Annotated in this window: 19 protein-coding genes; 9 read left to right on the top strand and 10 right to left on the bottom strand. The window is 63.9% G+C overall.

Annotated elements, in window-relative coordinates:
• The first annotated feature begins 72 nt into the window (after nt 1–72).
• The 3 genes from AB6724_RS12040 (at nt 73) to AB6724_RS12030 (ending at nt 3,720) form a co-directional block, all read left to right on the top strand.
• Nucleotides 73–447: a hypothetical protein gene (locus AB6724_RS12040; RefSeq protein ID WP_369338761.1), complete on the top strand. Its 375-nt coding sequence runs from the start codon at nt 73–75 to the stop codon at nt 445–447.
• Nucleotides 448–1,031: 584 nt separating this feature from the next.
• Nucleotides 1,032–2,105: a linear amide C-N hydrolase gene (locus tag AB6724_RS12035; RefSeq protein ID WP_369338760.1), complete on the top strand. Its 1,074-nt coding sequence runs from the start codon at nt 1,032–1,034 to the stop codon at nt 2,103–2,105.
• A 412-nt stretch (nt 2,106–2,517) separates the two neighbouring features.
• Complete coding sequence (locus tag AB6724_RS12030; RefSeq protein ID WP_369338859.1) at nt 2,518–3,720, top strand: GGDEF domain-containing protein; 1,203 nt, start codon at nt 2,518–2,520, stop codon at nt 3,718–3,720.
• A 193-nt stretch (nt 3,721–3,913) separates the two neighbouring features.
• Here the strand turns inward: AB6724_RS12030 and AB6724_RS12025 are convergent, their stop codons facing one another.
• On the bottom strand, nt 3,914–4,159 hold the full coding sequence (locus tag AB6724_RS12025; protein WP_369338759.1) for a hypothetical protein: 246 nt from the start codon (nt 4,157–4,159) through the stop codon (nt 3,914–3,916).
• A 19-nt stretch (nt 4,160–4,178) separates the two neighbouring features.
• On the opposite strand from AB6724_RS12025, the gene AB6724_RS12020 reads away from it, so the two are divergent.
• Nucleotides 4,179–5,198, top strand: coding sequence for a D-2-hydroxyacid dehydrogenase family protein (locus tag AB6724_RS12020; RefSeq protein WP_369338758.1), 1,020 nt, complete (start codon nt 4,179–4,181; stop codon nt 5,196–5,198).
• Nucleotides 5,199–5,216: 18 nt separating this feature from the next.
• Here AB6724_RS12020 and AB6724_RS12015 read toward each other — a convergent pair whose 3' ends face one another.
• From AB6724_RS12015 to AB6724_RS12005, 3 genes are read right to left on the bottom strand one after another with little or no spacing between them, the layout of a single operon-like run.
• Nucleotides 5,217–6,014 (bottom strand): hypothetical protein, encoded by a 798-nt coding sequence (locus AB6724_RS12015; protein WP_369338757.1) that lies wholly within the window; start codon nt 6,012–6,014, stop codon nt 5,217–5,219.
• Between the two features lie 3 nt (nt 6,015–6,017).
• Nucleotides 6,018–6,449 (bottom strand): DNA polymerase III subunit chi, encoded by a 432-nt coding sequence (locus tag AB6724_RS12010; RefSeq protein ID WP_369338756.1) that lies wholly within the window; start codon nt 6,447–6,449, stop codon nt 6,018–6,020.
• A gap of 52 nt (nt 6,450–6,501) precedes the next feature.
• Nucleotides 6,502–8,037, bottom strand: a complete 1,536-nt coding sequence (locus AB6724_RS12005; protein WP_369338755.1) for a leucyl aminopeptidase — start codon at nt 8,035–8,037, stop codon at nt 6,502–6,504.
• Nucleotides 8,038–8,060: 23 nt separating this feature from the next.
• Here AB6724_RS12005 and lptF point away from each other — a divergent pair, with 23 nt between their 5' ends.
• The 5 genes from lptF to AB6724_RS11980 are packed head-to-tail and all read left to right on the top strand — an operon-like array spanning nt 8,061 to nt 12,901.
• Nucleotides 8,061–9,170 carry an LPS export ABC transporter permease LptF gene (gene lptF, locus AB6724_RS12000; RefSeq protein WP_369338754.1) on the top strand — a complete coding sequence of 370 codons (1,110 nt, stop codon included), beginning with the start codon at nt 8,061–8,063 and terminating at the stop codon, nt 9,168–9,170.
• Entirely contained in the window at nt 9,167–10,270 is a 1,104-nt protein-coding gene (lptG, locus tag AB6724_RS11995) for an LPS export ABC transporter permease LptG (protein ID WP_369338753.1), read from the top strand. Before lptF ends, lptG begins: the two co-directional genes overlap by 4 nt.
• Nucleotides 10,271–10,274: 4 nt before the next feature.
• On the top strand, nt 10,275–10,709 hold the full coding sequence (locus AB6724_RS11990) for a sirohydrochlorin chelatase (protein ID WP_369338752.1): 435 nt from the start codon (nt 10,275–10,277) through the stop codon (nt 10,707–10,709).
• Between the two features lie 51 nt (nt 10,710–10,760).
• Nucleotides 10,761–11,702: a CysB family HTH-type transcriptional regulator gene (locus AB6724_RS11985; protein ID WP_369338751.1), complete on the top strand. Its 942-nt coding sequence runs from the start codon at nt 10,761–10,763 to the stop codon at nt 11,700–11,702.
• Nucleotides 11,703–11,734: 32 nt separating this feature from the next.
• Nucleotides 11,735–12,901 carry a pyridoxal phosphate-dependent aminotransferase gene (locus AB6724_RS11980; RefSeq protein WP_369338750.1) on the top strand — a complete coding sequence of 389 codons (1,167 nt, stop codon included), beginning with the start codon at nt 11,735–11,737 and terminating at the stop codon, nt 12,899–12,901.
• A 130-nt stretch (nt 12,902–13,031) separates the two neighbouring features.
• Here AB6724_RS11980 and AB6724_RS11975 read toward each other — a convergent pair whose 3' ends face one another.
• The 6 genes from AB6724_RS11975 to soxY form a co-directional block, all read right to left on the bottom strand.
• Nucleotides 13,032–14,141, bottom strand: a complete 1,110-nt coding sequence (locus AB6724_RS11975; RefSeq protein ID WP_369338749.1) for a YeeE/YedE family protein — start codon at nt 14,139–14,141, stop codon at nt 13,032–13,034.
• Nucleotides 14,142–14,215: 74 nt separating this feature from the next.
• Nucleotides 14,216–15,949 carry a thiosulfohydrolase SoxB gene (soxB, locus tag AB6724_RS11970; protein WP_369338748.1) on the bottom strand — a complete coding sequence of 578 codons (1,734 nt, stop codon included), beginning with the start codon at nt 15,947–15,949 and terminating at the stop codon, nt 14,216–14,218.
• A gap of 66 nt (nt 15,950–16,015) precedes the next feature.
• A complete protein-coding gene (gene soxX / locus AB6724_RS11965; protein ID WP_369338747.1) occupies nt 16,016–16,669 on the bottom strand; it encodes a sulfur oxidation c-type cytochrome SoxX in 654 nt (217 codons plus the stop codon).
• A gap of 9 nt (nt 16,670–16,678) precedes the next feature.
• A complete protein-coding gene (gene soxA / locus AB6724_RS11960; RefSeq protein ID WP_369338746.1) occupies nt 16,679–17,494 on the bottom strand; it encodes a sulfur oxidation c-type cytochrome SoxA in 816 nt (271 codons plus the stop codon).
• A 137-nt stretch (nt 17,495–17,631) separates the two neighbouring features.
• The gene (gene soxZ / locus AB6724_RS11955) at nt 17,632–17,943 is read right to left on the bottom strand and encodes a thiosulfate oxidation carrier complex protein SoxZ (RefSeq protein ID WP_369338745.1); all 312 of its coding nucleotides are present in this window, start codon (nt 17,941–17,943) and stop codon (nt 17,632–17,634) included.
• Between the two features lie 24 nt (nt 17,944–17,967).
• Complete coding sequence (gene soxY, locus AB6724_RS11950) at nt 17,968–18,423, bottom strand: thiosulfate oxidation carrier protein SoxY (RefSeq protein ID WP_369338744.1); 456 nt, start codon at nt 18,421–18,423, stop codon at nt 17,968–17,970.
• Between the last annotated feature and the right edge of the window lie 8 nt (nt 18,424–18,431).

Below are 18,431 nucleotides of genomic sequence, written 5' to 3'. Positions count from 1 at the left end.
GGGCGGAGCTTTGCCCGATAACTGCAATCCTGCCCTTATCCATGCCGCAAGGCTATCGAGAGGAGTTGCCAAATGGGATTCGCCGCACCTTTGCTGTCTTTGAGCCGCCTGGGGCTGAAAGCCTTCCCCGCAGCCATGCCTGCCAATCGTGCGCATCTGGTCCGCGATGTGCACGAGGATCCGGTCACGGCCTCTCCCGACAATGTCTTCACCATGCGCAAAAGCCGCAAACGCCAGCGCAGCAGCGCCAAGGCGCTGCCGCTCAATGCACAACTGACCCTGCCCTTGCAGACCGAAGCCCTGGATAGGCAAGAGCCGCGCGTGCTGAAAATCGTACAGCGCGAGCCGCGCAAGCAGCCCGAATGCCTGCTGATCTCCGGCCGCATGGCCGATGTCTGCGCGGCGCTCGAGCGCATGGCCCGCAACGAGCACACGCTGCAGGCCTAGTCTTTCCTCAGGCCTGCATCTGCATGGACCGCGGCAGGCGTAGGCATGTTCCATGCCGAGGCCCGGGTCGCAGGCATTCATCATGGCGCTTTGCCTGGCTTGATGCCCGGGCTGCAGCACATGCCGGCTGAATGCCCCGACCGCTCCCGAGCCGGGTGGGCATGCAACTGTCACCCGGCATGCCCGGACATGTGCCGCACCGCATCCCTGCTTTGGCAGCTCAGCCCCGTCCCCATGGCATGGTCCGAGTTAATCACACGGCTTCTGCTGCCGGGGACCTCAAACCCAGCGCTTTTCTGGACCGATATTGCCCGGATATGCCAGCCAATACCGGAAATGATATTGGCTGGCGTTTTTCTCATGTCTCCGCTCATCTGAAATTTGATGTACTTCCCAGCGGCAGGCTCTGATATTCACCAGGAATACAGACGCGGCACTGTATGCTTTACAGTTAACATCGTGGATTAATCCAAGCCTTGACTGGATTCACTCAGGCGCAGGAGAAGAAACTGTAACCGGGTTTTATGCAGCCAAGGCCGCATATAGCGGACAGTGCTTCCGCATTTTTTATTTAGGAGTAATGGATGAAAAAGCGCATGCCACGCATCAGCCAAACGCTGGCGGCCTTGCTGATTGGAGCTTCCGGCCTGGCGGCCGCAGGAAGCGCATGGGCCTGCACCCGGCTGGTTTTTCATGGAGCCAATGGCCAGGTGATCACGGCCCGCTCCATGGATTGGAAAAGCGATATCGTCAGCAACCTCTGGGTATTGCCGCGCGGCATGGAGCGATCCGGCCAGACGGGTGCCAATACCGTTCGCTGGACCTCCAAATACGGTAGCGTTATCACCTCGGGCTACGATATATCGACCACCGATGGCGTCAACGAAGCCGGGCTGAATGCCAATCTGCTGTGGTTGGTCGAATCGCAATATCCCTCGTTCGATGCCGGCAGCAAGCCCGGCCTGACAATTGCCGCCTGGGCGCAATATGTGCTGGATAACTTCGCTACGGTTCAAGAGGCGATAGCGGCCCTGCAAAAGCAGCCATTCACCATAGTCTCCGATAATGTCCCCGGAGAAAACCGGCTCACCACCTTGCACCTGTCCATATCCGACGCCAGCGGCGACAGCGCGATTGTGGAATATATCGGCGGCCGCCAAGTCATCCACCACAGCCGGCAGTATCAGGTCATGACCAACTCACCGGTTTTCGAGCAGCAGCTGGCGCTCAACACATATTGGAAGCAGATCGGCGGCACCACCATGCTGCCCGGCACCAACCGGGCCGCAGACCGCTTTGCACGCGCCTCGTTCTATGTCAATGCAATCCCCAAGGACCCAGACCCCAACAAGGCTCTGGCCAGCGTTTTCAGCGTGATTCGCAATGTATCCGTGCCCTACGGCCTGAACACGCCGGAAGAACCCAATATCTCATCCACACGCTGGCGCACCGTCTTCGACCACCAGCGCAAGCTGTACTTTTTCGAGTCGGCGCTGACACCCAACACCTTCTGGATCGACCTCAAGGCACTGGACTTTGACCGGAGCAGCGGCAAGGTCCTCAAACTCGATCTGGGACAGAACCAGAATCACACTTTTTCCGGAGACGCCACCAAGCAATTCCAGCCATCTGCCCCATTCCAGTTTCTTGGCATCTAATTCCTTTCCGCCCCCTCTCCTCCAGCCCGCCGCCGAGCGAGCTTTGCTTTTTCCGCCAGCTCCTGAAACAGGCTCTTCAGACAATATCCGGGCGCACGGTGGACTGCCAGACCGCGGCGCCTCTTCGCCGGCAGCCCCATGCCTGGTTCAAAAAAGTCATTGCCTGGAGGCTCTGGCTCGCGCAGTGTCAATGCCTGCAATGCTGCAGCTTTGTGCCAATAAACCCCATGTTTTCCTTGGCCTCCACAATCACCGGACAAACCGTCGGCAGTTGCAAGCATTTGAAAATTTATGTGCCCAAGAATCAAAAAAGCAGCGGCATCCGTGAACCTTAGCCAAGGGATGCGCAAGGCTTGAGACGACAGGGGGCTGCTCTATGTGCGTGATCTGTATCGCCAGCATAGGCAATGAGATGTCGGCCGCCGACGACCGCATCTTCCTGCTCGCGCCGTCCCTGGCCATGCTGTTTCTCGCCGGCCTGCTCGGCATCTGCTGGCTCAACCAGCGCCAGCAGCGTTTTCTGCTCTGGCTATGCTCGGCATACGCGCTGACGGCGCTGTACCTGGGCATTCGCAGCCTGCTATCTCCCGAGGACCTCGATCATCACGCCACCGGCATCGGCACGCTCTACCTGCTGGGCTCATGGTGCCTGGCCCGAAGCTTTGCGGAGCGCAGGCGGGTATCCACCCACCCCGGACTTGCGCTGCTGATAGGCTTGGTGGCCCTGGCGGCGCTTTTCTATTTCACCCATATCGACCAAAACTTCTGGGACCGACTGTATTCGTTCAACCTCGGCATTGCGCTGATTCTTCTGCTTCCGGTCTCCGATGTCTTCAAGAAGCCCCGCGCCAAGGACTGGCTCAATCAAACCCTGCTCTGGTCCTACATCACATATGCGCTCTTCACCATGGCGCGGCCCCTGCTGGTCTCGCTCTGGGGACACACGGGCCTCGGCGGCGCCATGCAGCCCAACTCCCTGTATTGGGCCACCACCTTGATGAGCGTGCTGTTCTTCGCGCTGCTCTTCACCGTGCTGATATGCGCAGTCACCATGCGCGACATCGTCAGCCAGCTGCGCAGCGAACGCGACCACGATGCCCTGACCAAGACACTGAATCGCCGGGCCTTCAACGAAGCCGCCAGGCTGCGGCTGGCGGACCAGCGCCTGCACCCCATTGCCATTCTGGCCGGCGACATCGATCACTTCAAACGCATCAACGACGGCTGGGGACATGAGCGCGGCGATCGGGTGCTGCAGCTGGTGTCGGCCACACTGCAGCGCAATGTGCGCAGCCCCGATCTGGTGGCGCGCTTTGGCGGAGAAGAGTTTGTGCTGCTGCTGAAGTGCATCGATCTTGCAGGCGCGGGGCGCCTGGCCCAGCGCATCCGGCTCGAGCTCGGCGCCGACAACACCGTCCTGCCTCACGAGGCCCAACTGACCATGAGCTTTGGCATCAGCGCCGTCAAAGCTTCGGCCCAGCTGGATAGTGCGCTCAAGGAGGCAGACAGGCTGATGTACAGCGCCAAGAATGCAGGCCGCGATCGCGCGCACACTGCCGGGGTGCTCTATCCGGACGCTGGGCCCGGCTTGCAGATGCTGGCGGCCACACCCTGACCTGAACAGCAACAGCACCTGCCAGCGCGTTTCCTGCCCGGAGCTTCCTTAGCCTACATCGCCCGGGAGCCTCGAAGCTGCAACCCAATCCCTGCGCGCCGGCTGCCAAGTCCGGTCCCGAGCATGCATACATCGATGACCTGGGACTTGTACCTATAGACCCAACTTTTGCCCGATGCGCTTGCCTCGAGCCTCAATCCCGGGCAACCTTGGACGACAATACGCTCATCTGCCGGCCTGGCTTTGCGAAGCGCGCATCAAAATGCATGCGAGCCGCTTCAAGCGGCATCGATTTAAGAGCTGCGCCCAAAGCGACGCCAGATGATGGAGTGTATGGAGTTGCATTGATGGTTTGGTGGCCTGGGTCTTGGCACAGCTTGATGCCAGAAAAGCTCATGAACGATTGATTGCCTTGGATTTTCCCAACAAATTCAGCCACTTATTTAAGGATCCCGGTGGTGAACATAGTTATCCTAGACGATTACCAAGACGCGGTACGCAAGCTCGATTGCGCCAAGCTGCTTGATCCCTTCAACGCCAAGGTCTACACCAATACCGTCAAAGGCGTGGGCCAGTTGTCGGTACGCCTGCGCGATGCCGATGTCATCGTCCTGATCCGCGAACGCACCCAGATCTCCAGGCAGTTGCTCGAGAAGCTGCCGCGCCTCAAGCTGATCGCCCAGACCGGCAAGGCCGGTGCCCATATCGATGTCGAGGCCTGCACCGAGCGCGGCGTGGCCATTGCCGAAGGTGTGGGCTCCCCGGTCGCGCCGGCCGAGCTGACCTGGGCCCTCATCATGGCGGCCATGCGCCGCCTGCCGCAATACATAGCCAACCTCAAGCATGGCGCCTGGCAGCAGTCGGGACTCAAAGCCGCGTCCATGCCGCCCAACTTCGGCCTGGGCAGCGTGCTGAGTGGCCGCGTGCTGGGCATCTGGGGCTATGGCCGCATAGGCCGGCTGATTGCCGGCTATGGCAAGGCCTTTGGCATGCAGGTCTGCGTCTGGGGCAGCGAGAGCTCACGCCAGAAGGCCGAGGCCGACGGTTGCCTGATTGCTCCCAGCAAAGAGGCATTTTTCGAACAATGCGATGTGCTGTCCATGCATCTGCGCCTGCATGAGGCCACGCGCGGCATCGTCACGGCACAGGATCTGGCTCGCATGAAGCCCACGGCGCTGTTCGTCAACACATCGCGGGCCGAGCTGGTCGAACCCGAGGCCCTGCTGTGCGCACTGAACCGGGGCCGCCCCGGCCTGGCCGCCATCGATGTGTTCGAAAGCGAGCCCATCCTGCAAGGCCATGCGCTGCTGCGGCTGGAAAACTGCATCTGCACCCCGCATATAGGCTATGTGGAGCAGGACAGCTATGAGCTGTACTTCCGCACCGCATTCGAGAATGTGGCGAATTTTGCCAATGGCCATCCCACCAACATCCTGAACCCCCAGGTCTTCAGCGGCCCGGTACGGCTCAACCGCTGACCGTGCTGGGAAGTAGGCTCAGCCCTCGGATCTGATTTGCGCCTGCTGCGCAAGCTCGGCCTCGACGGCCTCGTACACGGACTGGCGCACCACGGACTCCACCTCTTCGCGCAGGCGCAGGACCATGGAGCGGGTCTGCTCCTGCACGGCCAGCACAATCGCTTCCTGCAGCCGTTGCTCCAGCACCAGGTCCACGCGCTGCATCAGCCTGTGGACCAGATACTCCTCGGTCACCTGCGGGGCCTGCGCGCTCCAGCCCTGGTCTTCGGTGTTTTCCGCAAAAGTCTGGACTGCCGCAGCGGCCTCGTGGCCGTCATCATGACCGGCAGCCAGATCGCAACCAGACTCGTCCGGCAGAACCTTCACCGGCAAGTGTTGCTCCTCGGCAGATTCCGGCTCCGGGACCGCTGCAGATTGCGCTGGCTCCACCAGCCCTGGCTCCAGGGCGGACTCCAGCACAGTCTCTGAATCGACCTCGTCCAGACTGACCCCGGAGCTGTCCGCAAAAGGCTGCTGGGGCGGCAAGGACTCCGGCAGGGGCGGCAGATCGCGGGGAATGGTCGCGGGCTTGCGGCGCACATACAGCCCGTCTGCAAGCCAGGGGGTGTGGAAAGACGCCAGCGGCGCGGCGATAGGAAGCTCCGTATCGGCATTCTGCTCGGGCTGGGGCGGCGCCGGTTCAAGGCCCGCGAGCGCTGCGTCGGGCGCCAGACCCGGGGAATCGGCCGCTTCACTCTCAGCGCGTTGGGCATCGGCCTGCACGACCTCGGTCAAGGTGGGAACAAAGCGCGGAGGGACCTTGGAGGAAGAATTCATGGCCTAGCCCTTGAGATTCAGATCGTGCCGGACAATGGAAAAGCCGCGCGCTGCATAGTCGCGCCAGCGCGTGCGAGCCTCCTGGCGATCCATCTCGTCGCCCGACGAGACAATCTCCACCACGCGTGCAAAACGCTCGAAGTCCTCGGGCACCTGGGCCGTCAGATTGACCAGCACATCGTGGTGCGGCAGCTCCTGCAAGCGCTCGGCCAGCACGATAGGCGATGCGGCCAGCATCTGCGCGCCGTCTGCGGCCGTGGCATGGGCCAGGAAGTCCGTGGCAGACACGCTCCAGAGTCTGGCGGAGAGCTGGCTCAACGTCGCGGCATCGCCCAGTATGACCAGACGCGCCCCATGGCGCAGCGCCTTGCGGGCAAAGCGGCACACATAGGCCAGCTTGTCCGGTGCATTGAAATGAAAAGCAATTTCAGTCACATCTTGCTCCGGCCGGCATGGCTTTGATCAAGCCACACCGTCCGGCTCTCCATCAGGCAGATGCCTTGGCTACGGCTTTGGCGCCAGAGCGCCCGGCGGGCTTGGCCGCGCGGCGGGGCGCGGGCGCGGCCTGCGCGGTTTTGCCAGCCTGGGCCTGGCCCAGCAGATATTGCAGCAGCAGGCCCACGGGGCGGCCCGTGGCACCTTTGGCGGCGCCGCTCTTCCAGGCCGTTCCCGCGATATCCAGATGCGCCCAGGGAATGTCGCCCACGAATTTCTGCAGGAACTTGGCAGCCGTCACCGCCCCGCCGGCGCGACCGGCGACATTGCCCATGTCGGCAAAATTGCTCTTGAGACCTTCGGCGTATTCATCGTCCAGCGGCATGCGCCAGCATGGGTCCAGTGCCGCCTCGCCCGCGGCCTGCAGCGCGGCAGCCAGCTTGTCGTCGGTGGAGAACAGGCCGCTGCGCAGACCACCCAGGGCGATGACGCAAGCGCCCGTCAAGGTGGCCATGTCCAGCAGCGCCGCAGGCTTGAAGCGGGCGGCGTAATGCAGCGCATCGCACAGCACCAGACGGCCTTCGGCATCGGTGTTGAGAATTTCTATGGTCTGGCCGCTCATGCTGGTGACCACATCACCGGGCTTGACCGCAGCGCCATCGGGCATGTTTTCGCAGGCAGGAATCAGGCCCACCACATTGATGGCCGGCTGCAGCCGGGCCAGGGCCTGGAACACGCCGAGCACGCTGGCCGCGCCGCCCATGTCGAACTTCATCTCGTCCATCTCGGCCGCAGGCTTGAGCGAGATGCCACCGGTATCGAAGCTGATGCCCTTGCCGACCAGCACGATCGGCGCCTCGGCCTTGGCCGCGCCGTTGTAGTGCAGCTCGATAAAGCGCAGCGGCTGGCTCGAGCCCTGGGCCACGGCCATGAAAGCGCCCATGCCCAGCTTGGCCACTTCGGCGGGGCCATGAATCTTGCAGCTCATGCGCGCGGCCTTGGCAAGGCTCTTGGCCGCGTTGGCCAGCATGGTCGGCGTCGCATGGTTGGCCGGGCGGTTGGCCCATTCACGGGCCATGGCCACGCCTTCCTGCTGGGCCACGGCGGTCTCGAAAGCCGTGGTCACGGCCGCCGTCTTGGACGGCAGGCCCAGAACCACCTTCTTGAGGCCGATGGCCTTGGCCTGGGACTTGGTGTGGGTATAGGCATAGGTCGCATCGGCCACGGCCTGCACGGCTGCGGCCGCGGCCTGCGCATCGGCGGCGAAGGCCAGGCTCACCACGGCCTTGGCCACGCCCTCGGACTTGAGCGTCGCCGCACATCCGGCCAGGGCGCTGCGTACCTCCTTGGCGGAGCCCGCACCCACGCCCAGCAGCAGCACGCGGCGCGCCGCGATGGCGGGCACTTGATACAAAGGCAGTTGCTGGCCGCAAGACAGGGCAAAATCACCCTGTTTCACCGCATGGGCCACCATGGCGCCGATCGCGTCACTGCCAAGCGCAGCCTGCTCGGAAACCAGCACCAACAGCAGGTCACATTTTTCACGCGCTGCGGCCGCAGCGGTCAGAGCCTTCAGTTCAAAGTTCATAATCGGTGTTTTCCTTTTAGCCAATGTTATTCGATTCATCCATACGCAAAGAGCTGGCCCGCAGCTTTGGTGCGACAGCCGTGGTCCTGATCACCGTGGTGATGACCATGATGCTGATTCGCACGCTGGGCCAAGCTTACAAGGGCAGTGTCAGCCCTTCCGACGTGATGCTGGTCATGGGTTTCACCGTGCTCGGCCAGCTCCCGACCATTCTGGGCCTGAGCCTGTTCGTGGCCATCGTGGGCTCGCTGTCGCGCATGTATCGCGACAGCGAGATGGTCATCTGGTTTGCGGCCGGCCAAGGTCTGGCCAGCCTGCTCAAGCCGCTGCTGCGCTTTGCCTGGCCGGTGATCTTCATCACCGCCGTGCTGGCCCTGGGCGTGCTGCCCTGGTCCTACCAGCAGATCGAGCAGATCAAGACCCAGTTCCAGCAGCGCAGCGACCTTGACCGCATCGCGCCCGGGGAGTTCCAGGAGTCCGCGGGCGGCAAGCGGGTTTTCTTCATCGACAAGGACACGCCTTCGGACATGACCGCCAGCAATGTCTTCGTGGTCTCGCGCGAGCCTGGCAAGGAATCCGTGACCTCCGCCAAGGGCGCACACCTCGAAGTCATCAAGGGGGAGCGCATGGTTATTCTGCAAAACGGCCAGCGCATGGAGACCCGAGCCGATGACGGCTCGGTACGCGTGACCGAGTTCAAGGAATACGGCGTCAAGGTCGATGGCGACAACCCCGTGGCCATGGAAGAGATGGCGGCGCGGACCATGCCCACCAAGGACCTGATCCACCGCAACGAGCCGATTGCACGCTCGGTACTGGGCTGGCGCCTGGGCCTGCCCTTGGCGGCGCTGAACTTCGTGATCCTGGGCCTCGCTGTCTCCAGCGTGAACCCGCGCGCCGGCAACAGCACCAGCCTTATGATTGCCCTGTTCGCCTTCATCATCTACTACAACCTGATGACGCTGGGCGAGAGCTGGGTGGGCGCCAGCAAGATCAGCATGTGGGACCTGCTGGGCCTGCTGCATGGCGGCATTTTTGCGGGCAGCGTGCTGGTGCTGCTGGCGCGCCACTTCCGCTGGTCGCCGCGCGACCTGCTGGGCGGCGCTGGCAAGCGCCGGGGAGCTGCACAATGAAGGTTCTGCGCAATCTGATCTACCGCGAGGTGATTCTCGCGGTGCTGTATGTGACGCTGGCGTTTCTGGCGTTGTTCTTCTTTTTCGACCTGGTCGACGAGATGCGCTGGGTGGGCAGCGGCAACGCTGGCTATACCGCCGGTCGCGCCCTGCTCTTCGTGGCCCTGTCCATACCGGGCCATCTCTACGAGCTCATGCCCATCGCGGTGCTGATCGGCGCCATTTTCGTCATGGCCCGCTTTGCCCAGAGTTCCGAATTCACCATCATGCGCACCAGCGGCATGGGGCCCTGGCTGGCGCTTCGGACCCTGCTCGCCCTGGGCCTGGGCTTTGTGCTGCTGACCGTGGCGGTGGGCGACTATGCGGCGCCCGCGGCCGACAAGTTCAGCCAGAAACTGCGCGCCATGACCGGAAGTCAGATCTCCAGCGGCGCCACCGGGGCCTGGCTCAAGGAAAAGCAGGGCGAGCATTCGGTGGCCATCAATGTCGGCAGTATCAAGACGCCCGGCGATTTTCTCAATGTGCGCATCTTCGAGTTCGGCGCCGATGGCCGCATCCTGTCTCAGATCAATGCCCAGGCGGCCCAGGTCGATGAGGACAATGATCAATGGCTGCTGCAGGGCGTGCAGGCGACGCAGCTCAGCCAGGATGGCACGAAGACCAGGCTCACCCGCGTCAACGAAGCCACGCTGAACTGGCCTACCAAGGTCACGGCGGCCATGGTTTCGGGGGCTTTGCTCAACCCCGACCGCATGACCACGATTGCGCTGTTCCAGTTCATCCGCCATCTGCAGGACAACGGCCAGGCCGCGCAGAAGTATGAGATCGAGTTCTGGCGCAAGGTGTTCTATCCGCTCAGCTGCCTGGTGATGGTGGTGCTGGCCCTGCCTTTCGCCTACCTGCATTTCCGCTCGGGCGGCATTACCGCCTATGTGTTCGGTGGCGTGATGGCCGGCATCAGCTTCTTCCTGCTGAACAATGTGTTCGGCTATATCGGCACGCTGCAGAGCTGGTGGCCGTGGCTGGCGGCCGCGGCTCCGGGCATGCTGTACACGGCCTTGTCGCTGTCGGCCTTCGGCTGGCTGGTACTTAGGCGCTAGCACCATGCAGGACCCGGCTTCCTCCGCCACCATCCGGCCCGGCCTGATTCTGCTGGCCCACGGCTCCCGGGACCCGCTGTGGCGCCAGCCCATCGAGGCCGTGCAGCACGCCGTGCAGGCCATGCAGCCCGCCCTGCCCTGCCTCAGCGCCTATCTGGAGGCCTGCGCTCCCGATCTGGCCACGGCTGCGGAAACACTGATCGCCCAGGGCAGCAACCACCTGACCGTGCTGCCGCTATTTCTGGGCACGGGCAAGCATGCGCGCGAAGACATTCCGCGCCTGCTCGATATGCTGCGCCAGCGGCATCCGCAATGCCGGTTCGAGCTGCAGACCGCAGCCGGCGAAAATCCCAGGGTGACAGCCCTGCTGGCCCAGCTGGCCATGGAGGCCGCGGCATCCGGCTCACCCACAAACATAAAAATTCAAGATAAAAAATAGCTTCTTTAGATAAATGAAGCATAATGATGCAAGTTCTTAGTCCATGCCGTCATGAACCTGCATCAATTTCGCTTCGTCCAGGAAGCCGCGCGCCGCAACCTCAACCTCACCGAGGCGGCAAAGGCCTTGCACACCTCCCAGCCAGGCGTTTCCAAAGCCATCATCGAGCTTGAAGAGGAACTGGGCATAGACATTTTTGCCCGCCACGGCAAGCGCCTCAAGCGCATTACCGAGCCCGGCCAGGAAGTCCTCAAAAGCATAGAGCTCATCATGCGCGAGGTGGGCAACCTCAAGCGCATAGGCGAGCAGTACAGCGCCCAGGACAGCGGCACGCTCAGCATCGCCACCACCCACACCCAGGCCCGCTATGTGCTCCCGCCGGCCGTGGCGCGGCTGCGCGACATGTATCCCAAGGTCACCATCAGCCTGCACCAGGCCACGCCCGCCGAAGTGGCACGCATGGTAATCGACGAAGTGGCCGAGATCGGCATGGCCACCGAATCCCTGGCCGACTACCCGGACCTCGTGACCCTGCCCTGCTATGAATGGCAGCACGTGCTGGTGCTGCCCACCGGCCACCCGCTGGCGCAAAAAGAGCGCATCACGCTGGAGGACATCGCGCATGAGGCCTTGATCACCTACCACCCCTCCTTCACGGGACGCGGCAAGATCGACCATGCTTTCGAGATGCGCCGCCTGTACCCGCATATCGTGCTCGAGGCCATAGACGCGGACGTGATCAAGACCTATGTGCGCCTGGGCCTGGGCATTGGCATCGTGGCCGAGATGGCCATGCGCGACGATCCCGCGGGCGACCTGGTCGTGCGCCCCGTCGGCCATCTTTTCGGCACCAGCGTGGCCCGCGTGGCCATCAAGCGCGGCGCCTATCTGCGCAACTTCGTCTACAAGTTTGCCGAGCTGCTCAGCGACCGCCTCTCGCGCGATCTCATCATGCGTGCCATGAACGGCAGCGTGGACGATTTCGGGCTCTGATTTCCCAGGCACGGGACCAGTGGGCCCCGTCCATGCATTGCAAGACCATCGTGACTCCGACCTTTCCCAGCAAGCTGCCCCATGTGGGCACCACCATCTTCACCGTGATGTCGGCGCTGGCCGCCGAACACCGGGCCGTCAACCTGGGCCAGGGCTTCCCCGACTTCGGCTGCGACCCCAAGCTGCTAGACGCCGTGGACCAGGCCATGCGCGCTGGCCACAACCAGTACCCGCCGATGGCGGGCTGGCCCGCGCTGCGCGAGGCCGTGGCCGCCAAGATCGAGGCCCTGCACGGCCGCCGCTATGACGCGGGCAGCGAGCTCACAATCACCGCCGGCGCCACGCAGGCGATTCTCACGGCCATTCTGGCCACAGTGCACCAGGGCGACGAGGTCATCGTGCTCGACCCCTGCTACGACAGCTATGTGCCGAATATCGAGCTGGCCGGCGGCGTAGCCGTGCGCGTGCCGTTGACGCCCGGCAGCTTCCGCCCGGACTTTGCCAGGATCGCCGCAGCCATCACGCCGCGCACGCGATTGCTCATCATCAACAGCCCACACAATCCCAGCGCCACCATCTGGACCGACGCCGAGATGCGCGAGCTCGAGGCGCTGTTGGCTCCCACCAATGTGCTGCTGATCAGCGACGAAGTGTATGAGCACATGGTCTACGACGGTGCCCAGCACCTGAGCAGCGCCCGCTACCCGGGCCTGGCCGAGCGGGCCTTCATCGTCTCCAGCTTTGGCAAGACCTACCATGTCACGGGCTGGAAGGTCGGCACCGTGGCCGCGCCCGCCGCGCTCACCGCCGAATTCCGCAAGGTCCACCAGTTCAATGTGTTCACGGTGAACACGCCCATGCAGGCGGGTCTGGCGCAATACATGCAGGACCCGGCCCCCTATCTGAATCTCTCGGCCTTCTACCAGGCCAAGCGCGATCTGTTCGTGGGCGGCCTGCAGGGCTCGCGCCTGAAGCTGCTGCCCACGGCCGGCACCTATTTTCTCTGCGCCGATATCTCCTCGGTCTCCGAGCTCAACGAGGCCGAGTTCTGCCAGTGGCTGGTCAAGGAAGTCGGCGTGGCCGCGATCCCGCTGTCGGCCTTTTATGGCGACGGCTTTGATCAGCGCGTGGTGCGCTTCTGCTTTGCCAAGAAGGACGAGACCCTGGTCGAAGCCGCGGCGCGCCTGCGCAAGCTTTGAACCCGGCTGCTGAATAAAAAAGGAGCGCTTTCCGCGCTCCTTTTCTCATTTTTGGGTAGTTGTAAAGCTGGAATGCCCATCCAGCCTGCGCCAGCAGCTAGCAGAATATTCGTCACCAAGGCTGTTGCCATCAGTCCAGCGCGGCCAGGCGCTTCAGGGTCAGCGCGGCCCCGAGCACAATGCCGGTGACGGCCACAAAGCTGCCAAGACTGAACATGGACATCGCGCTGATGCCCTGGCCCACGGTACAGCCCATGGCCGTCACGCCGCCCATGCCCATCAGCGCTGCGCCGAGCAGATGGCGCGCCAGGTCCCGGGTATCCGCAAAGCCCTGCCAACGGAAATCGCGGCGCCACAGCGCATGGGCCAGGCTGCCCAGCACCATGCCCAGCACCGAGGCTATGCCCCAGGTCAGCACCTTGCTGCTATCGCTGAAGAACATCAGCCAGTCCAGGGTATGGGCCACCGGGGTCACAAAGCTGAAGGCCTCTATGCGCCCGCTATAGGTCGTCGCATAGACATGCTCCAGCGTCTGCGGATGTTCGGCCACTTCCGCGGCACGGCCGCCGAGCCACCAGGCAACCGTCACGCACAGCCCCACCAGGGCGCCGCCCAGCAGCGCGCCGCGGCTGCGCTGCGCATCGCGCACGGGATTGAACGCCAGCAAGATCAACAGCCCGCCCAGACCCAGGCCCAGCCACAGGCGGCTGGCGGCGACGGACCAGCCCGCGAACCTGGCCAGCAGTTCCGGCAGCAGCGCCAGGGTGCCGAATTCCAGCTGCCAGCCGTCCAGCCAGCGCACGCGCGCCACGGCCGTGATGCCCTTGAGCGTGGCAAACCCGGCCACCGCCATCACCAGCAGCACGACCAGGGCCTTGAGGCTGCCGCCCCCGAGGCGCGTGAGATTTCTGGCCCCGCAGCCCGAAGCCAGCACCATGCCCACACCGAACATCAGCCCCCCGGCCAGCGCCGAGACCCAAAGCAGCCGGGTACTCGCATACAGCACATCGCCGACCTGCAAGCCCCCCCACAGCGCCAGCGCCGTGAAGCCGAGCATGGCCACCCCGACGGCCATGGCCCACTGGCGCACCCGCCCCCAGTCCTGCAGATACACCACATCGCTGATGGCCCCCATGGTGCAAAAGCGCGTCTCGCGCATCACAAAACCCAGTGCTGCCGCCAGCAAAAAAATGGCCACCAGAATGGTGGCCGACAAGGTCTCAAACTCTGCGGGATTCATGCACGCATTGGAATGCGCATCGCGGCCTCAGCCCACCCGCATATACCCGCAGCCCGGCAATAACGCTGCGTTAATCAAGCCGGGGCCAGGCCCTGGTTGGGCTTGACGTTCAACAGTCCGGGCTCGTTGAGGCGGCGCGGCTTGAGCACCTTCTGCTCCTTGAGCCAGGGCTCCACCACCTCCCATATCTGCTGGTTGCCGGCGCTCCTGGCTTCCTCGGCCACCGGCGCCCAGCCCGCGACCTTGTATTTCTTGTCGGCCTCGAGCAGCTGGCCGTTCAGCCGCATCTCGCTGATGCGCTTGCCCGCGCCCGCCGCCGGGTCGCACTGGTATTGCAGGCCACCCACGCGCACCATGTCGCCGCCCTGCTGGTAGTAGGGGTCGGGGTTGAACAGATTGTCGGCCACGTCTTCGAGCACCGTCTTGATGGTGCTGCCCGTCATCTCGGTCACCGTGGCATAGGAATAGGTGGTGGCCGTCATGTCCAGCAGCCACTCGCGCGTGATGTCCTGCCCGGCCAGCAGCGAAGTGCCCCAGCGGAAGCCCGGCGAAAACGCGATGGGCGCATCCTGCACGGCCATCATGGCGTCCAGCAGCAGTTGGTCGCCCGTGCCGTTGAAGTTGCCGCGGCGGTACAGCGTGCCGTCGGTGGTCGCCAGCACCTCGTTCAGCCGGGACTCGTAGGGCGCGCGGATCTTGGTGATGAGGGCCTGCATCTCGGCATCCGCGGGCAGGATGTTGGCGAACACCGGCAGCAGGCGATAGCGGAAATCGCGCACCTGGCCGTTCTTCACGTCGAAATCCAGCACGCCCAGGAACTTGCCGTTCGAGCCGGCGTTGGTGACTATGGTCTTGCCGCCCGCGTTCTCGACCAGCGTGGGCACGGGCATGCCGTCATGGGTGTGGCCGCCCAGGATGGCATCGATGCCGCGCACGCGGCCGGCCATCTTGAGGTCCACATCCATGCCGTTGTGCGAGAGCACGACCACGACCTTGGCGCCCTTGGCGCGCACCTCGTCGACCATCTTCTGCAGATTGTCGTCCTGGATGCCGAAGCTCCAGTCGGCCACCATATAGCGCGGGTTGGCGATCGGCGTATAGGGGAAGGCCTGGCCGATGATGGCCACCTGCACACCGTTGATCTCGCGCATCACATAGGGCTTGAACACCGGGTCGCCGAAGTCCGCGGTCTTGACGTTCTGCGCCACGAACTCGAGCTTGCCGCCGAAATCCTTGTCGATGATCTCCTGCACGCGCTGCATGCCGTAGGTGAACTCCCAGTGGCCCGTCATCACGTCCACGCCCAGCAGCTTGCAGGCATCGACCATGTCCTGGGCATTGGTCCACAGCGACGTGGCCGAGCCCTGCCAGGTGTCGCCGCCGTCGAGCAGCAGCGCACCGGGGCGCGAAGCCTTCATGCGCTTGACCAAGGTGGACAGGTGCGCAAACCCGCCCAGCTTGCCGTAGCGTTGGGACGCGGCCTCGAAATCCAGATAGCTGAAGGCATGGGCCTGCGCCGAGCCGGGCCGGATGCCGCTGGCCTTGAGCAGATGCTCGCCCACCAGATGCGGGCGCTGGTTGCGCATGGCGCCCACGCCGATGTTGACGCTGGGCTCGCGGAAATGAACGGGCTTGAGCTGGGCGTGGCAGTCCGTCATGTGCAGCAGCGACACATTGCCGAACGGCGCCACCTCGTACAAGGCCTTATCGGCCAGCTTCTGGTCCGCATGCGCATAGCGCTGCAGGCCCATGCCCGAGACGCTGGCCGCCGCCAGCACCTGCAAAAATTCGCGTTTGGAAAGGCTCATAGTGCTAAGAAGCCGGCAGCCCCAGTCTGAATCGACGCTGCCAGCTATGCTTTCAAGAGTGATGTATCAGCGGTTGACCGGCGATTGGGGATCGACCAGCAGCGCCACCAGATCGCGCACCTGGGCTTCGCTCAGGATGCCCGCATGGCCGAAGCGCGGCATGCCCGAGCAGGCGTTGTAGGCCTTGGCGTTCCAGACCTTGCCCCAGGTGTATTCGACGATGGCTTTGGACTCCGGACCGTCCGGGTTCTGGATGCCGCGGATCTTGCCGTAGTGGTAGAGGCTGGGGCCCAGCGTGCCGTAGGAGATCTCTTCCTTGCTGATCTGGTGGCAGTTGTAGCAATTGCCGCCGTTGACGCTGCCGGCCTTGTCGCTCCAGGTCATGCCGCGGCCGTTCTGGGCGATCTTCTCGCCCTCCCGCCAGTCGCCGACCAGCCTGCCGTCCCTGGGCCATTGCACGCTTTTGAGGTTGGCCGCCTCTATGGCCTGGGCGCGCCCCGCATCCAGCGGCTGGCCCGCAGCTTCGGCCTGGCTGCAGGCCGCATTGGCCTCGTCCTGCTGCAGGCGCTCCACCTTGGCCATGCCCTCGTCGCGGAAGGAGGTCTGCACCATGCTGCGCGTCAAGGCGTCGATATCGGCCGTGCTGTTCACCGAGGCACAGCCCAGTATCGCCAGCGACGCGGCAACGGCCAGGTAAGGCAAACACTTTTGCTTCGACATGAGGCTTCCTTATCGCTTGATGGCCGGCGCCGTGGAAACGCCGCCCTTGCCGTTGACACCCATGAACACGCCCAGCGCGATCGTCGCCTCGCTGGCGTAGCCGGGATAGGGGAAGCGCTGCTGGCGGAAGCAGTCGTTGAGGCGGCGCTGCATGCTCCACAGCTCGCCCGAGGAAACACGGTAGGCGGGCCAGGCGCCAAAGCCGTCGGCCGCGCCGGGGTTCTTGGTCAGATTGGGCAGGTCCTGCATGCGTATGCGCTTGCCATCGGCGCCATGGCAGGTCGCACAGGCAAAGTCGTGCGGGCCGCCGCGCATATAGAACAGGCGCTTGCCGGCCTCGTACATCTGCTTTTCCTGGACATGGCCCTGCGGCAGGTCGAACTTCAGGCCCTTGGACTGCGATGAAATCCAGGCCACCAGCCCCTCGATGTTCTTTTGCTCGTCCTTGCCGAACGGCGTGGCGGCAATCTTCTTGGCGTCCAGGCCCTGCAGCCTGTCCATGCAGGTCAGCAGCCGCGACTCCAGATCCTGCACCTTGGCGGTGTCGGCAAAGTAGCGCGGCAGCTCCACAAAAGCCCCCCGGACCACGCCCGGCCCCTTGCCCAGATCGCATTGCTCCAACGAGGCGTTCCTGGGGCCGCGCTTCTGCGTCCACAGCTCCTCGCCTTTCATCTCGAACAGCTCGGCGGGGTTGCCGTCCTGCAGCATCTCGCGGTATTCGGCAATGCCGTCCGCCGTACTCTTCTGGGCCAGCGCGGGCAGGCCGGCGCACAACGCCAGCACGGCCGCCGCGGCCAGGCTCCCGGAGGAGAAGGAAGGTCTCATGGGGCACCTCTCTTTTGTAGGACCTGCGCAGGCATGGACGCTCATCAGGCCTTGGGCCGGGCCGACTCTGCGCAGGTCTGGTTCTGGTTCGGACTCTGTCGACGCGGGCGGGCCAGGCCCGCGCGCGGTTCATGGGCTCAGCTGACGGTGGCCTCGTCGGTGCGGGTCTCGCCCCGGCTGTCCTTCCAGCTGACGGCGATCTTGTCGCCGGCCTTGGCGCCCTTGACCACGAACTGCAGAAAGGGGTTCTTGGACACCGCCGGCCCCCATTCGGCCACCAGCACCTGCTTGCCGTTGAGCGAGGCCGTCACCTCCTGGATGAACCAGGCCGGCACGGTCTTGCCTTCGGCGTCTTTGCGCTGCCCGGTTTCCATCTCATGGGACATCAGCACGCGCACGGTGGTTTTGTCGCCCGCGGCCTGCGCGCGGATACGCATAGGATCTGCCATGTTTTTCTCCTTGTTCCCGATTGATCAGCCGCCGCAGCCGCCGAGAGTGACCTTGACTTCCTTCTTCGCATAGAAGGCCTTGCCGTCGCCGGTGATGGCCACCGCATAGACGTCCGAGGACTGGCCCAGCTTGGCGCGCGTGAGGAAGTTGGCTTCAACCGCATCGCTGACCGCAAACGACGCCACCAGCGTGTTCGGGTTCTTTTCCACCAGCACCAGCACCTGCTTCACATTGGGCAGGCTGGTCGCCGCGCCCAGGGGCACGACGGCGCCGTTCTCGGCGATATCGGGCGCCGTCAGCGTGACCTCCTTGCTCTCGGCCGGCGCCGCTGCGCCCAGGGCCTTGAGCACCTCGGCCACGGTCTTGGCGTCGAACGCGGCCTTGTTGTAGCCCGCATATGCGGCCTGGGGCAGCAGGCCGGCGGCCAGCAACATGCCCAGCACGGCAGCGCTGTTCTTGAGTGCATCTCTGCGTTTCATCTCTTGTC

Origin of the sequence: Comamonas guangdongensis (assembly GCF_041079535.1) — a bacterium.
In the GTDB taxonomy this organism is placed as follows: Bacteria; Pseudomonadota; Gammaproteobacteria; order Burkholderiales; family Burkholderiaceae_C; genus Comamonas; species Comamonas guangdongensis.
This window is presented reverse-complemented; position numbering and strand designations above follow the sequence as displayed.